Below are 15,434 nucleotides of genomic sequence, written 5' to 3'. Positions count from 1 at the left end.
ACTAATAATGCCTCTCGAGTAAAACCGCTTCCAAACGATCGCTTATACGGCTGGGGACTTGTCGTTTGACCTCGTGTACCGCTTCGGAAATCGCATTCACGACGGCGAGTACATCAGCACTTCCATGACTTTTTATGACAATGCCGCGCAATCCTAACAAACTTGCGCCGTTATACTGGTCGGGGTTCAATGTTTTTAGTTCAGTAAATAATGAAGAAAACAGTTTTCGTGCAATCCAACCCTTTATGGATGAGCCCAAAAGTTGGCTTTTTAACTTATCAATAAAGAGTTGTGCTGTGCCTTCACATGCTTTCAGGCAAACATTACCGACGAAACCATCGCAAACAATCACATCAGCGACATCATCCAACAACTGATTACCTTCGATATAGCCGATATAGTTGACGGCCTGAGTTTGATTCAGCATTTCAGCGCAACGCTTCACTAAATCATTCCCTTTAATCTCTTCCGCACCAATATTAAGGATGGCAACTTTTGCAGAACGGCCTAAATGCTGTTCGGCCAGCGCACTCCCCATGACAGCAAATTGAAACAGAGAATCTGCATCACTTGATACGTTCGCACCCAAATCCAGCATCCAAGTGCGTTGACCTGAAGCCGTCGGCAATGCCGATACTAACGCAGGACGATCAATGCCGGGCAGCAATTTCAAACGAAAACGAGATAACGCCATGAGCGCACCCGTATTACCACCACTGACACAAGCATCAGCACCGCCATCAGAAACTAGGTCAATTGCGATGCCCATTGAACTTCCAGCACTATTGCGTAAGGCCAGAGAAGGTTTTTCGGAATTAGAAATAACGCGGTCACTGTGCAAAATACTCAAGCGAGTATTAAGTTCATAACCTAATTGAGATAATTGATGTGTGATCAAGACTTGATCACCAACGAGGATCACTTTGAGCTCTGGGAAATGCGACAGTGCCTGCACGGCGGCAGGCACTGTTACGCGAGGACCGAAATCCCCGCCCATTGCATCAAGTGCAACGGTTAAATATTGCAAAGGTCAACCTTACTTGCTGATAACCTTTTTGCCACGGTAATAACCGTCAGCAGTCATGTTGTGACGTAGGTGAGTTTCACCTGAAGTCGCATCTACAGATAGTGCAGATGTAGTTAGCGCATCATGTGAACGACGCATGCCACGACGTGCGCGTGATTTTTTGCTCTTTTGTACGGCCATTGACCCTACTCCTTTGTCTTAACCTATAACGAATTATCGTTTTAAGTTTTTTAAAACATCAAATGGATTCGGCTTTTCTTCCGCTAGTTCTTCTGGAAGTTCACCAAATACTAAATTGTCTGAATTAACGCTACATTCCGCTCTATCGTGCATTGCTACTTGTGGCAGATTAATGATGAACTCGTCTTCAACTAATTGTACAAGGTCGATCTCACCGTACTCATTCGGATCTACCAAATCGTACTCTTCCGGTGCGTCTTCATCCGTTTTACTCCCCAAATAAGGAGTATACTTGAATTGGACTTCGCACTCATGTGCGAAAACCTTGTTACAGCGTTGACACTCTAAATCGACAGAGATGTTAGCTTTACCAGAGATAACAACTAGTCGCTGTTCATCAAGCCCAAATGACAATGAGACTTGTGCGTCGCGTTTAACGCCTGCGACTGATTCTTCTAAACGCTTAAAAAGACTGAGTTGGATGATACCATCACAATCAAGTCGTTTTTGAGCTGCTTTAGCCGGATCAATCGATCGCGGTATTTTTACCTTTTGCATAGGGCGCGAATATTATCTTCCAAATCGGTTTTAGTCAAAGAAAAAGGCAAAAAAGTTCGTTTTTTCCCCTTTCCACTGAGAGAATTATGTACAGCATGTCTGATTGATATATGCTGCGGTAAAATTCGCAGCAATTCTAAATCAAAATGCAAAATTACCAACTAGTTTTAGCATCTACTTCGCCGTTTCGGCAGCAATTACTTAAAAAGCTGGATTTACCTTTTGTTACCTGCTCGCCTAATTGCGACGAAACTCCGTTACCTGGTGAGCCCGCACAAGATCTGGTGACTCGTTTAGCGGAAACGAAAGCAAGATCTTGCCATCCAAACCAACCCAGTTTAGTCATCGGTTCTGATCAAGTTTGCGTGATTGACGGTGAGATTATTGGCAAACCTCATACTCAAGAACAAGCCATTAAACAGTTACTCAGACAAAGTGGAAAAGCCATCACTTTTTATACTGGGCTTGCGGTTTACAACTCCGTCTCCCGCCAATGCACGGTCACCGTAGAACCCTTCACGGTTCATTTTCGCTCTTTATCTACCGAGATGGTGACGGCTTACGTGGCAAAAGAACAGCCACTACAGTGCGCAGGCAGCTTTATGTGTGAGGGCCTAGGCATTGTACTTTTTGAACGTTTAGAAGGTGATGACCCTAATAGTTTGGTTGGGCTACCATTAATTAAGCTAGTCTCAATGCTTGAGTCTCAAGGCATTACCGTTTTAGGATAATGATTAACAGTGAGCGCCTTGATCCGCGCTCACTTTTATACCATGACTTCGACCATTACTTTATGTTTCTACTCGTTACCGAATAGAAGCTGGCCTTAAGCGTTTCTCAATTTGACTAATGCTTGCTCTAGTTGAGTATCGAGTGGTGCATTAATGTCCATTAACGCCTCTGTCGAAGGGTGAATAAAACGAATATTGGCCGCGTGTAAGAATAATCGGTCAATGCCAAACTGTGCGGTATATGCGTCAAAACGGCGGTCACCATAACGATCATCCCACGCAATCGGGTGCCCTGTATACTGAGTATGAACGCGGATCTGATGAGTACGGCCAGTGATCGGACTGGCTTGCACCAAAGTTGCTTGTGCAAACTGTTCAAGGATCTTAAAGCGCGTTTCCGATGCTTTACCGTTTGGATTGACTCGCACAATGCTGTTCACTTCATTTTTCAATAGTGGCGCATTCACGACTTTACAGCTGCTTTTCCATTGCCCCATAACTAAAGCAAAGTAATATTTTTGAATCGTTTTTTCTCTAAACTGGGCTTGGAGATGGCGCAGTGCGGAGCGCTTTTTAGCCACTAATAAAATGCCCGACGTATCGCGATCGATACGGTGCACCAATTCCAAAAAGCGAGCTTCTGGGCGCAATGCCCGCAGCGCTTCAATTGCGCCAAATTTCAAACCACTCCCACCATGAACAGCCGTACCGGAAGGTTTATTCAGAATAAGTAAGTGCTCATCCTCAAAAATAATGCAGTGTTCTAGCTCGGCGACTTTACTCAATTTGGTATTGGGTGTGTTGCTCTCTTGATCCGACTGTTCGAGAGTCACTGGTGGTATTCTCACCACATCACCAGCCGATAACTTATATTCTGCTTTGATGCGTTTTTTATTTACACGAACCTCTCCTTTGCGCAGGATTCGGTAAACCATACTTTTGGGAACGTTTTTTAATTGGTTACGCAAAAAATTGTCAATGCGTTGACCAGCCATATCTTCATCGATATCGATGAGCTGGACTTGGGTTCTAATTTCACTCATGGGCGCCATTGTACCACTGTAAATTGTTTAAATTCACATTTTCTTCGCCCCAAAAAAGAATATTTTCATCTGCTGTTTAATGGCAAATTGGCGAGAATTACACCAATTGAAATGTGACTGTGGATAAAATTAAATATTACCCATTACAATTCTTACTTTAACAACTAAAACTCTTTGATAAACATTAAATTAGCCATCTAACTTTTAGACCTATTCTCATTTTTTTGACCTGTTCATAACAAAGCAGATTGCTGTGTTTACCTGTCACTGCTATAGTTCACAGCTGCAATGAATGATTCGGTGATTTTTTATTCTTTACCGTCCATTTTTGAGCAAAATAGTGAGTAGACTGCTAAGCGTCAATGTGCTGCACATGGCGTAAGACACTATTGAGCGAAGCTATCTTGTTGCTCTACTCATCGTCATTTCATGTTGAGTATTTTCCGCCAATACGCGGATCGCAGGCAATCGTGTGCGTGCGATAACTGAAGTGCCCTAGAGCATCCCCTCCAGCCGGGAGGCTGCACCTTTTAGTCATGGGATCTGGCACCGTGAAAACGAAACCCAGCAACAAGTCCAATAATCAAAACTAAAGAAAGATAACGAGATTTTTAAATGAAAAGAATGCTAATTAACGCAACTCAAAAAGAAGAGTTGCGTGTCGCGCTGGTTGATGGCCAACGACTTTTTGATCTAGACATCGAAAGTCCAGGGCATGAATCTAAAAAGGCGAACATCTATAAAGGACGTATCACCCGTGTTGAACCGAGTTTAGAAGCTGCATTTGTTGATTACGGCGCTGAACGTCACGGTTTCCTTCCTCTCAAAGAAATTGCCCGCGAATACTTCCCTGATGGCTACACTTACCAAGGCCGTCCAAACATCAAAGAAGCGCTTAAAGAAGGCCAAGAAGTTATTGTCCAAGTTGAAAAGGAAGAACGAGGCAGCAAAGGCGCTGCGTTGACCACTTTCATTTCTCTTGCTGGTAGCTACCTAGTTCTTATGCCAAACAATCCTCGTGCCGGTGGTATTTCACGCCGTATCGAAGGCGATGAGCGTACCGAATTAAAAACCGCATTGAGCAGTTTAGAGCTTCCTCAAGGCATGGGCCTTATCGTTCGCACTGCAGGTGTGGGCAAAAGTGCGGAAGAGCTAGAGTGGGACTTAAACGTTTTGCTCAATCACTGGAGCGCAATCAAACAGGCTTCCGATTTGCGTCCTGCACCGCTACTTATTCACCAAGAGAGCAACGTCATTGTACGCGCAATTCGTGATTATCTGCGTCGTGACATTGGTGAAATTCTAATTGATAGCAACACAATTTATGAACGTGCCCTTGAGCACATTCGTTTGGTGCGTCCTGATTTCGTGAGTCGTGTAAAAAAATACGACGGTGAAGTACCCCTATTTAGCCATTACCAAATTGAAAGCCAAATCGAATCAGCTTTCCAGCGTGAAGTGCGTTTGCCTTCTGGTGGCTCTATTGTTATCGACCCAACCGAAGCATTGACCTCAATTGATATCAACTCTGCTCGTGCAACAAAAGGCGGCGATATTGAAGAGACGGCGCTTAACACCAACTTAGAAGCAGCCGATGAAATTGCTCGCCAATTACGTCTGCGCGATTTGGGCGGATTAGTGGTTATCGATTTCATCGATATGACTCCTGTTCGTCACCAACGTGAAGTAGAAAACCGTTTACGCGATGCTGTACGCCTAGATCGTGCTCGCGTACAAATTGGCCGAATTTCACGTTTTGGCTTGTTAGAAATGTCGCGTCAGCGCTTGAGCCCATCACTTGCCGAAGCAAGTCACCATATCTGCCCACGCTGCTCTGGTACCGGAGTGGTTCGTGATAATGAATCTCTTGCGCTCTCTGTTTTACGTCTCATTGAAGAAGAAGCACTAAAAGATAATACCGCTCAAGTTATGGCGGTGGTTCCCGTTCCTATTGCATCTTATCTACTCAATGAAAAACGTCGCTCAATCAATCATATTGAACGCATTCAAGAAGTCGAGATCACCATTGTCCCTAACTCTGAAATGGAAACGCCTCATTTTGAAGTGATCCGTGTCCGTGAAGGGGAAGAGCAAGAAATACTCTCTTACTTAGTGCCAATGAAACTAGAAGCACTGAAAGAAGCAGAAGGTAAAGAAAGCTCAGATATCGATTTCAAACCAAAACGCATTGAAGAACCAGCGTTGAAAGGGTTTGCTGCTCCAGCACAAACTATTCCAGCTCCAACACCTAAAGCAGAGGTAGCGGTTCCAGTCAAAGAGATCGCTGTTGAACCAGGTAAACCAGGTCTATTTGGCCGCATCGTTAAAGCTCTTGGTAGCATCTTCTCAACCACCACGGAAGAGGTGAAAACTGAGGAAGAGCAACAAAAACAAGAAAACGAACGTAGCCAAGCACCACGCCAGCGTCGTGATCGAAATGACCAACGTCGTCGTAACGGACGCGGTGAAAATGTTAATCGCGACAACACAAACCGTGACAGAAACAAACGTAAACCTGTCAATACCTCTGCTCTTGTTGAAGAAACACAAGACAAAGAAATTGTTGCTACCAACGAGCCTCGTAAGACACAAGCTCGCAAGCCAAAACAAGAGCGCCGCAACAAGCGTGATGACAGCAAATCTGAAAAGTTAGCGGAGCAAGGGCTACAACTTGCGGCTGAAGCGCAAGCCGTTACCTTGACAGCGAATGAAGATAAAACGGAAGAGAAAACGGCAAAAGTCAAAGAGCGCCGTCAACGCCGTAAGTTAAACAAACAAGTTCGCGTAAAAGATCAAACCGCAGCTCAAGAACAACCACAACCAGAAGCTGAAATGTTGATCAATACAACCCCGGCAGCAGAGGTTATTGAAGCCGTAAAAGCTGAAACAGCACAATCTGTTGAGACATCGGTTGTTACACCAAACGACGACAATGAGAATGACGATCAAAATCAACGTCGCAATCGCCGCTCCCCTCGTCATTTACGAGCCAGTGGTCAACGTCGACGCCGTGGTCGTGATCGTCGCCCTAACCCATTCCGTTTACGCAAAGGTGGGGTTGCCTCTCCTGAGATGGCAATGGGTAAAGTGATGCCTCGCTATGACCTCTCTAAACCTGTGTATCAAGCACCGGTAACAGAGCAAGTCGCAGCGGTTGAACCTGTTCAACAAGTGGCAGATGTCGTAGATAACAATACCGAGATAACGTTAGGTGGTTTTGCTTTCCCTGAAATGGCAATGGGTAAGGTCATTATTCGCCACGAAGAGAACCAGAGCGTCGTTGAAGAACCTGTTACAGTCTCTTTGCAGGACGCTATTGAACCTCAAGTACCATCGACAGTGGTAACAGAATCGGTTTCAGTCACAGAATCGGTCACTGTAGAAGCCGTTATTTCAGAGCCAGTGATCGCAGAAGTTGTTATTGAAAAGACTACCGCTATTGAGCTCGTTGTCGAAGAAAAAGCCACGACAGAGAAAGTACCAACATTGAAGGTTGAAGCAGTAACTAAGGCACCTGAAGCCGTATTACCTAAAACAATCAAAGCGCATGCATTCTCTCCGATGACCAAAGCCTCAGGCTCTTTATTGCTCAAAGAGATTGAAATCGTATCAGCACCTTTCCATGCTGAACGAATTGCAACTCGTGCAGCAGGCAGCCAGTCAGCGCAAAGTCAAGCTGGTGCGGCAATGACTAAACCACAGTATTAATCTCTGAACCGAGTTTAAATACCATTAAAGGGCTGCATTCGCAGCCCTTTTTATATTCCGCTTGCCCAATATCTCTGCATCTCATAGCATTGCCTCTTTCTTGTCACTCAAAATGGACTTCCATGACTTGGATCTTATTCACCCTTCTGGCCGCGTTCATGCAATCTTGGCGCAATGCATTCCAAAGTCGCTTAGCAACTGAGGTCAGTACTACTGGTGTTACCCTTGCCCGCTTTCTTTGGGCTGGCCCTATCGCGGCTCTGTATCTCATCACTTTGTATCATTTCATACCCTCGAAATTACCTACATTGTCATTGACCTTTATCGCTTTCATTATCGGCGCGTCATTGATGCAAATCATCGCGACTGCGCTCATGGTTAAGCTTTTTAAATTAAATAACTATGCTGTAGGTGCTGGGCTAGCCAAAAGCGAAGCCTTAGTTGCCGCTATTTTAGGGATGATTTTTTTTGGGACTCATTTGACAGGCTTGGGCTGGATTGGCGTCATCGTTGGTGGCATTGGTGTATTTTTGATGAGCACGCACGGCAATATTAAACAGCTTTCAATGCCAACTGTTTTACTGGGATTAAGTTGTGGTAGTGCCTTTGCACTCACTTCATTGTGGGTACGTGAAGCCAGCTTAGCACTTGGCTTACCCTTTCCACACAGTGCTGCTTGGGTATTATTGTTGGTCATTTCACTGCAGACTTTATTACTGCTAATTTACCTAATGGTGACCGACAACAACTCATTAAAACAATTATGGGTAAGACCTAAGCTAACGCTATTAACCAGCACAAGTAGCTGTCTTGGTTCTATTGGTTGGTTCAGTGCAATGTCTCTTCAAACCGTGCCTTATGTAAAAACTTTAGGCCAAATTGAGATCTTTTTTACGATGTTAATTTCTATTTTTTGGCTAAAACAATCGGTGAAAATTAAAGATGGGCTGGGGCTTGTTCTAGTCGCAATTGCCGCTATCTTAGTCATGTGGGGATAAATCCCATCCACGCTTTGATGATGAAGTTACTCGATACAAAAAAAGCCTCACCAGACGGTGAGGCTTTATCTTTTCCCGATAGAGATTGTTTCGTGCTAGCGAAAATCTCTCAATAACTCAGCTTACTTTTTCTTTGCTGGCTTTTGGTCATCTTTCTTCTTGATAACGGTAGTGCCTTCGAAAGTTTCACCTTCAACAAACGCTGTACCATAGTAAGCCGCAAGAAGTACTTCTTTTAGCTCAGAAATCAGTGGGTAGCGTGGGTTTGCACCAGTACATTGGTCATCAAACGCTTCAACTGATAGCACGTCAACTTTTGCGAGGAAATCCGCTTCATTCACGCCAGCCGCTTGGATAGATAGCGGGATGTCGAGATCTTTCTTCAGCTCTTCCAACCAAGTCAGTAGACGTTCAATCTTCTGAGCAGTACGGTCGCCCGCTTGGCTCAAGCCTAAGTGGTCAGCCACTTCAGCGTAACGACGGCGTGCTTGTGGACGGTCGTATTGAGAGAACGCAGTTTGTTTGGTTGGGTTATCATTCGCGTTGTAGCGCACAACGTTAGAGATAAGCAATGCGTTAGCAAGGCCGTGCGGGATGTGGAACTCAGCACCGATCTTGTGCGCCATAGAGTGACATACACCTAAGAACGCGTTAGCAAAAGCAATACCTGCGATAGTCGCTGCATTGTGCACTTTTTCACGAGCAATTGGGTCTGCTGCGCCATTTTTGTAGCTTGATGGTAGGTACTCTTTCAGCATCTTAAGTGCTTGTAGAGCTTGACCATCAGAGTATTCGTTCGCAAGAACAGATACATAGGCTTCAAGAGCGTGAGTCACAGCATCGTAACCACCAAATGCCGTTAGAGACTTAGGCATATTCATCACAAGGTTCGCATCAACGATAGCCATGTTAGGTGTTAGCTCATAATCCGCTAGTGGGTATTTAGCACCTGTTTTGTCGTCTGTTACAACGGCAAATGGTGTGACTTCTGAACCTGTACCTGAAGTAGTCGTGATACAAACCAATTCTGCTTTTTGACCCATTTTAGGGAACTTGTAGATACGTTTACGGATATCCATAAAGCGCATTGCAAGCTCTTCAAAGTGAGTTTCTGGGTGCTCATACATAACCCACATGATCTTCGCCGCATCCATTGGTGAACCACCACCAAGTGCTAGAATCACGTCTGGTTGGAAACTCTTCATTGCTTCAGCGCCTTTCTCTACGACAGATAGAGTTGGATCAGCTTCTACATCAAAGAATGTTTGAACTTCCATACCGTTTGACTTCAGCAGAGTCACTACGTCGTCTGCATAACCGTTGTTGAATAGGAAACGGTCAGTAACTAGGAATGCGCGTTTTTTGCCTTCAAGATCGCTCATAGCGATTGGAAGGCTACCACGACGGAAGTAAATTGACTTAGGTAGTTTATGCCACAACATGTTTTCAGCTCGCTTCGCAACAGTTTTCTTGTTGATTAGGTGCTTAGGACCTACGTTCTCAGAAATCGAGTTACCACCCCAAGAACCACAACCTAGCGTTAGAGATGGTGCAACGTTAAAGTTGTAAAGGTCACCGATACCACCATGAGTGGTTGGGATGTTTACAAGAATACGCGCCGTCTTCATTTTGTCACCAAAGTAACGGATACGGTCTGCATTAACGTCTTGGTTAGTGTATAGACCAGAAGTGTGGCCGATACCGCCGATTTCTACCATTCTTACTGCTTGTTCTACCGCGTTCTCGAAAGAAGTCGCGCGGAACATGCCAAGTGTTGGAGAAAGTTTTTCATGTGCGAATTCATCGTCATAAGAAACTTCGCCAATACCTTCACCGACAAGGATTTTAGTATCTGCTGGAACTTTAACGCCCGCCATTTCAGCGATGGCTGTTGCTGGTTGGCCTACGATTTTCGCATTTAGTGCGCCATCGATAAGCAGTACCTTACGTACTTTGTCTGCGTCTGCTTTACTTAAAACATGCGCTTTATGGCTCGCGAAACGTTCTTTTACTTCGTCATACACTTCGTCCATAACGATAACCGCTTGCTCAGAAGCACATACCACACCGTTATCGAATGTTTTAGACATAAGAACAGAAGCAACTGCACGTTTGATGTCTGCCGTTTCGTCGATTACAACTGGAACGTTACCTGCACCTACACCGATTGCTGGTTTACCTGACGAGTAAGCTGCTTTCACCATGCCAGGACCACCTGTTGCAAGGATAAGTGCAATACCTTCGTGCTTCATTAGCGCGTTAGATAGCTCAACTGAAGGTTGATCAATCCAGCCGATGATATCTTTTGGCGCGCCAGCTGCAACTGCTGCATCTAACACGAGTTTAGCTGCATCGTTAGTTGAATTTTTCGCACGTGGGTGTGGCGAGAAGATGATACCGTTACGAGTCTTCAAAGAGATGAGAGATTTGAAGATTGCAGTAGAAGTAGGGTTAGTGGTTGGAACGATACCGCAGATGATGCCTACAGGCTCAGCGATAGTCATCGTGCCTAGGTTTTTATCTTCTTCAAGAATGCCACACGTTTTTTCGTCTTTGTATTTGTTGTAGATGAACTCAGACGCAAAGTGGTTCTTGATTACTTTATCCTCAACAATACCCATGCCTGATTCCGCTACCGCTTGTTGCGCTAGAGGGATACGAGCTTGGTTAGCTGCTAATGATGCTGCGCGGAAAATTTTATCTACTTGCTCTTGAGAGTAAGTAGAGAATTCTGCTTGAGCCGCTTTAACGCGCGCTACTAGAGCATCAAGTTCAGCTAAATTAGTTACAGGCATAATGGATCTCCTAAAAATAGAAAAATGTTAAAAACTCTTTATTAAGTTTGCAGCTTTGTGTTTTTGTTTTTCTCAACAGCTTAAACAATGACAGACTTAGTAAATTGCTTTCAGGACTGAGTATAATATTTCAGAGTGTGAAAAAAATTGACTCAGATCAGTTCTCAAAAACTAATTACCCAATTAGGGGTAACCACCCTACAAAACCGCCTACAAGACACTGAAAACAAACAAAAAACATATAGATAATTAAATGAATAAAAAACATTTACTTAAACAACGAAAACTATAAAAACTACAACAATCTGTAAAAAAGTTTCATTTTTGAGCGATAGATGAATGAACACACCTCATTTTACGTGCTACTGAGAGTATATCGACTCTCACTTTTACCACCAGCTAGGAGCACTAATTTTATTAAAAATGTGCAGATGTTAACAGTTGAGCAAAAAACAACACCACTCACATACATTAGAAAAACAATTGTAAAACGTTTTCTTCATTGAATTAGTTTTTTTCAGCAATAAAACCCCAATCGCTTTAGTTTTTTTCATTCGTGCTATCCTTTGCTTTCGCTTACATTAGCCACGTAATATTTCATCGAAATGATCCATTAGAGATAAATGCCATGCAAACCTTTGAGTTAGCCATTTTCCTGCAGTTTTTCTTAGGCCTTGTAGCCGCTGTGAACCCCGTGGGGATTATGCCAATATTTGTCTCTCTCACTGGGCATATGACGCAAGAAGAGAAACACAAAACGGCGGCTACAGCGAATATTGCTGTGGCAATAATTTTGATTACCGCACTGCTTGCTGGGCAGATGTTACTGGATATGTTTAGTATCTCTTTAGATTCGTTTCGAGTAGCTGGTGGCCTATTGCTGCTGAGCATCGCGTTTTCGATGATGAGCGGTAAATTGGGTGAAGATAAACAAAACAAACAAGAGAAATCTGAATACATTAGCCGTGAACAAATTGGGGTTGTGCCACTCGCTATGCCTTTAATGGCAGGACCGGGTGCCATCAGTTCAACCATAGTGTATGGCTCTCGCTACCCAAGCATGTTCGATACCGTGGGCATTATAATCACTGTGGTGTTATTTAGTTTAAGCTCTTGGCTGCTGTTTCGCTCAGCGCCCTATATTGTCCGCTTCTTAGGTCAAACGGGTATCAACGTGATTACGCGGATCATGGGTTTGATACTCGGCGCACTCGGTATTGAGTTTATTGCCAATGGGCTCAGAAATTTATTTCCTGGCCTTGCATAACCGCGGTTAACATCGTCACTGTTACTACAGACAAAAAGCATAAAAAAAGGGCGCTTTGCATAAAGCGCTCCTTTTGTATTTTTACTCAGGTAGTTTTAAACCGAGATCCATCTTTACTGTTTTTCAGCCAGAATGATCCGCAAAGTACGGCGAAGCGGCTCAGCAGCTCCCCACAATAATTGGTCACCCACCGTAAACGCATTTAAGAAATCATCACCCATAGACATTTTACGCAAACGTCCTACGGGAACTGACAAGGTACCAGTGACTTTGGCAGGGCTCAATTCACGTGCGGTAATATCGCGCTCGTTTGGAATAACTTTCACCCAATCATTGTGCGTAGCGATCATCTCTTCGATTTCATCAAGCGGAACATTTTTCTTCAGCTTGATGGTTAATGCTTGTGAGTGGCAGCGCATTGCGCCAATACGAACACAGGTTCCATCAATCGGGATCGGTGACGATTGAAGTCCCAGAATTTTATTAGCTTCAACGCCCGCTTTCCACTCTTCTTTGCTTTGACCATTGTCGCGTTTGACGTCAATCCAAGGGATTAATGAACCCGCTAGTGGTGCACCAAACTGCTCGGTAGGAAAAGAAGGTGATCGCATGGTTTCAGCCACTTTTCTGTCAATATCAAGAATTGAGCTCGATGGATTAGCCAATTCAGAGCTCACCGCATCGTTAATTACTCCCATTTGCGAGATCAACTCGCGCATATTTTGAGCGCCAGCACCCGAAGCTGCTTGGTAGGTCATTGCGCTCATCCACTCGACCAAACCTTTCTCATAAAGGCCGCCTAATGCCATAAGCATTAAACTGACTGTGCAGTTACCGCCCACAAAGGTATTGGTTCCTGAATGGATGCCGTGCTGAATTTGTGTCAAGTTGACCGGATCTAAAGTGATGATTGATTGTTTATCCATCCGTAAGGTAGATGCAGCATCAATCCAGTAACCTTTCCAACCCGATTGACGCAGAGCTGGGTACACTTTTTCAGTGTAGCTACCACCTTGACAGGTGATGATGGCATCTAATTGTTTGAGGCTATCAATATCGTAAGCATCTTGCAGTAACCCTGTATGATGATTGCCTTTCTTAGAAGGCACCGTTGGGGCAGGAATACCAATTTGAGATGTGCTAAAGAAAACCGGTTCGATCAAGTCAAAGTCATTTTCTTCAACCATACGCTGCATCAGTACAGAACCGACCATACCACGCCAACCCACTAAACCTACTCTCATCGCGCTCACTCTCCATGTATCTAAAATGAAAATTTATTGCTCCATCTATAAGTGGTTCAGCATAAAATCTCAAGACTTTCTTAGTAAAAGTGGTAACTTTTTCTTTCTGCGTAGCCAGTTTTGTAAAAAACACATTCAAGCCTAAAAATCACTCAACCGCACTATGATTCAGCATTCAATAATCAACGAAACGCTAAATAATCACGTTCTTGTTACACAAAAATCCCACACTACAAAACATTTCTAACCATTAAATTTAACTATTATCAACATTTAACATCGAAGATTAACCACTTGAACGACATAAATCACATCCGAGGTGTTTGATGTCGATATATTATGCTAACTATTGTAAAGTGCGATCGAACTCAATAAGGGCACCGTTCTGTCCTTAGATCATAAATCTGACAAGAGGCTCTTTTATGACGCAAGCCCCTCAACGCCTACCTAGCTTAATTCAAGTAATTATTGCTCTAGGCTTGTTTTTGTTACTCGCGTTTTCGTTTACAGCTCAACTCGATCTCCCTATCCAACTGGCCTTATACATTGGCTGGTTCATCATTATTGTGCTCGGTGTTCGTTTAGGTCACCAATATAAAGAATTAGAAAAAGCAGCACTGAATGGTATTTCTAATGGTTTAGGTGCCGTGTTGATACTTTTAGCTGTTGGCGCATTAGTTGGCACTTGGATCTCCGGCGGGATCGTGCCGACCATCATTTACTACGGTCTTCAAGCAATCCATCCTTCTATTTTCCTTCTTGCAACGATGATCATCTGTTCTCTCACCGCTTTAGCAACTGGAACCTCATGGGGTGCAGCTGGTACCGCGGGGATTGCCATGATGGGGATTGGTCAGGGTCTTGGCGTTCCAGCACCAATCACCGCTGGCGCAGTACTTTCAGGTTGTTACTTTGGTGACAAAATGTCGCCATTATCTGATTCCGTTATTCTGGCGTCTTCGATGTCTAACGTTGAAGTGATGGAGCACATTAAAGGTATGCTGCCGATAGCGCTTATCAGCTACGTGATCACGGGTATCATGTTTACCTTATTTGGTTTCCACTATGCGGGTAACGTAGACATGTCTCAAGTACAAAGCGTGATTGAGGCGATGGAACAGCAGTTTTACATTACCCCATACTCTTTTGTGCCAGTGCTGATTGTACTTGGCTTGCTTGCGATGAGAATGCCTTCGTTTCCTGTAATTAGCTTTGGTTCTTTGCTGGGCATTATTTGGGCTGTGATGATTCAAGACGTAGACTTCTTGCAAGCTTTCAATACCGCATGGGCACCTTACAATATTGAATCTGGCGTTGGCTTCATTGACTCAATCTTAAACCGAGGCGGCATGTCCTCTATGCTTGGTTCTGTTGCCGTGATTGTCTTTGGTCTCGGGTTTGGTGGATTGCTAGATAAAGTGGGTGTGCTTGAAACCATCGCAAAACTGTTTGAGCGCCGCGTGACAAGCGCAGGTTCACTGGCAACCAGTACTATTGGTACTGCATTTATGGGCAACGTTTTTGGCTCAGCCATGTATGTTTCACTCATCCTGACCCCTAAAATCTGTGCCAAGAACTATGACCGTTTAGGCTATCAGCGTAAGAACCTATCACGTAACGCTGAATTTGGTGGCACGCTCACCTCCGGTATGGTGCCATGGAGCGATAATGGCATCTACATGGCGAGCATTCTAGGCGTTGCAACGCTCTCATATGCCCCCTTTATGTGGCTAAGCTTTGTCTGTATTTTGGTGACCATTTTTACCTCTTACATGGGTTGGTTTGTTGATAAATGTGAACCTACTGCACCAGCAGACAGTGCTGAACAAGCACCGGTTCTCAACCAACAGTCAGCCTAGCAGAGTATTGCAAAGGTCATTGAA

At 44.2% G+C, this 15,434-nt stretch carries 11 protein-coding genes; 5 read left to right on the top strand and 6 right to left on the bottom strand.

All coding sequences use genetic code 11. The annotated features are described in order from the left end of the window. Position 1 precedes the first annotated feature (1 nt). Genes plsX through yceD form a run of 3 tightly spaced genes read right to left on the bottom strand, consistent with a single transcriptional unit; the run spans position 2 to position 1,765 of the window. Positions 2 to 1,027, bottom strand: coding sequence for a phosphate acyltransferase PlsX (gene plsX / locus AACV20_RS05205; protein WP_170906976.1), 1,026 nt, complete (start codon positions 1,025 to 1,027; stop codon positions 2 to 4). Between the two features lie 9 nt (positions 1,028 to 1,036). Beyond that, a complete protein-coding gene (gene rpmF, locus AACV20_RS05200; protein ID WP_010319119.1) occupies positions 1,037 to 1,207 on the bottom strand; it encodes a 50S ribosomal protein L32 in 171 nt (56 codons plus the stop codon). Positions 1,208 to 1,240: 33 nt separating this feature from the next. Then, positions 1,241 to 1,765, bottom strand: coding sequence for a 23S rRNA accumulation protein YceD (gene yceD, locus AACV20_RS05195; protein ID WP_010319120.1), 525 nt, complete (start codon positions 1,763 to 1,765; stop codon positions 1,241 to 1,243). 146 nt (positions 1,766 to 1,911) lie between these two features. Here yceD and AACV20_RS05190 point away from each other — a divergent pair, with 146 nt between their 5' ends. Further along, positions 1,912 to 2,496, top strand: a complete 585-nt coding sequence (locus tag AACV20_RS05190; RefSeq protein WP_170906975.1) for a Maf family protein — start codon at positions 1,912 to 1,914, stop codon at positions 2,494 to 2,496. Between the two features lie 95 nt (positions 2,497 to 2,591). On the opposite strand, the gene rluC is transcribed toward AACV20_RS05190, so the two are convergent. After that, positions 2,592 to 3,539 carry a 23S rRNA pseudouridine(955/2504/2580) synthase RluC gene (gene rluC, locus AACV20_RS05185; RefSeq protein ID WP_029189776.1) on the bottom strand — a complete coding sequence of 316 codons (948 nt, stop codon included), beginning with the start codon at positions 3,537 to 3,539 and terminating at the stop codon, positions 2,592 to 2,594. A 615-nt stretch (positions 3,540 to 4,154) separates the two neighbouring features. On the opposite strand from rluC, the gene rne reads away from it, so the two are divergent. Beyond that, entirely contained in the window at positions 4,155 to 7,247 is a 3,093-nt protein-coding gene (rne, locus tag AACV20_RS05180; protein ID WP_170906974.1) for a ribonuclease E, read from the top strand. Between the two features lie 122 nt (positions 7,248 to 7,369). After that, positions 7,370 to 8,245: a DMT family transporter gene (locus tag AACV20_RS05175; protein WP_170906973.1), complete on the top strand. Its 876-nt coding sequence runs from the start codon at positions 7,370 to 7,372 to the stop codon at positions 8,243 to 8,245. Between the two features lie 122 nt (positions 8,246 to 8,367). On the opposite strand, the gene adhE is transcribed toward AACV20_RS05175, so the two are convergent. Continuing rightward, positions 8,368 to 11,040 carry a bifunctional acetaldehyde-CoA/alcohol dehydrogenase gene (adhE, locus tag AACV20_RS05170; protein WP_013856398.1) on the bottom strand — a complete coding sequence of 891 codons (2,673 nt, stop codon included), beginning with the start codon at positions 11,038 to 11,040 and terminating at the stop codon, positions 8,368 to 8,370. A 628-nt stretch (positions 11,041 to 11,668) separates the two neighbouring features. Between adhE and AACV20_RS05165 the strand changes: the two genes are divergently transcribed. Beyond that, positions 11,669 to 12,307 carry a YchE family NAAT transporter gene (locus AACV20_RS05165; RefSeq protein WP_010318853.1) on the top strand — a complete coding sequence of 213 codons (639 nt, stop codon included), beginning with the start codon at positions 11,669 to 11,671 and terminating at the stop codon, positions 12,305 to 12,307. 113 nt (positions 12,308 to 12,420) lie between these two features. On the opposite strand, the gene asd is transcribed toward AACV20_RS05165, so the two are convergent. After that, positions 12,421 to 13,551, bottom strand: coding sequence for an aspartate-semialdehyde dehydrogenase (gene asd, locus AACV20_RS05160; protein ID WP_170906972.1), 1,131 nt, complete (start codon positions 13,549 to 13,551; stop codon positions 12,421 to 12,423). 422 nt (positions 13,552 to 13,973) lie between these two features. Between asd and nhaC the strand changes: the two genes are divergently transcribed. Further along, positions 13,974 to 15,410 (top strand): Na+/H+ antiporter NhaC, encoded by a 1,437-nt coding sequence (gene nhaC, locus AACV20_RS05155; RefSeq protein ID WP_017048541.1) that lies wholly within the window; start codon positions 13,974 to 13,976, stop codon positions 15,408 to 15,410. Positions 15,411 to 15,434: the final 24 nt, after the last annotated feature.

This window comes from Vibrio sp. B4-6 (assembly GCF_963888245.1).
Lineage (GTDB): Bacteria > Pseudomonadota > Gammaproteobacteria > Enterobacterales > Vibrionaceae > Vibrio > Vibrio anguillarum.
Note: the sequence above shows the minus strand (reverse complement) of the source record. Positions and strands in the feature narration are given on the sequence as shown.

Bases quoted from the DNA above. Each gene is read 5' to 3' on its own strand.
- rpmF (WP_010319119.1), bottom strand. From the start codon at position 1,207: ATGGCCGTACAAAAGAGCAAAAAATCACGCGCACGTCGTGGCATGCGT.
- yceD (WP_010319120.1), bottom strand. From the start codon at position 1,765: ATGCAAAAGGTAAAAATACCGCGATCGATTGATCCGGCTAAAGCAGCT.
- AACV20_RS05190 (WP_170906975.1), top strand. From the start codon at position 1,912: ATGCAAAATTACCAACTAGTTTTAGCATCTACTTCGCCGTTTCGGCAG.
- rluC (WP_029189776.1), bottom strand. From the start codon at position 3,539: ATGAGTGAAATTAGAACCCAAGTCCAGCTCATCGATATCGATGAAGAT.
- rne (WP_170906974.1), top strand. From the start codon at position 4,155: ATGAAAAGAATGCTAATTAACGCAACTCAAAAAGAAGAGTTGCGTGTC.
- AACV20_RS05175 (WP_170906973.1), top strand. From the start codon at position 7,370: ATGACTTGGATCTTATTCACCCTTCTGGCCGCGTTCATGCAATCTTGG.
- adhE (WP_013856398.1), bottom strand. From the start codon at position 11,040: ATGCCTGTAACTAATTTAGCTGAACTTGATGCTCTAGTAGCGCGCGTT.
- AACV20_RS05165 (WP_010318853.1), top strand. From the start codon at position 11,669: ATGCAAACCTTTGAGTTAGCCATTTTCCTGCAGTTTTTCTTAGGCCTT.
- asd (WP_170906972.1), bottom strand. From the start codon at position 13,551: ATGAGAGTAGGTTTAGTGGGTTGGCGTGGTATGGTCGGTTCTGTACTG.
- nhaC (WP_017048541.1), top strand. From the start codon at position 13,974: ATGACGCAAGCCCCTCAACGCCTACCTAGCTTAATTCAAGTAATTATT.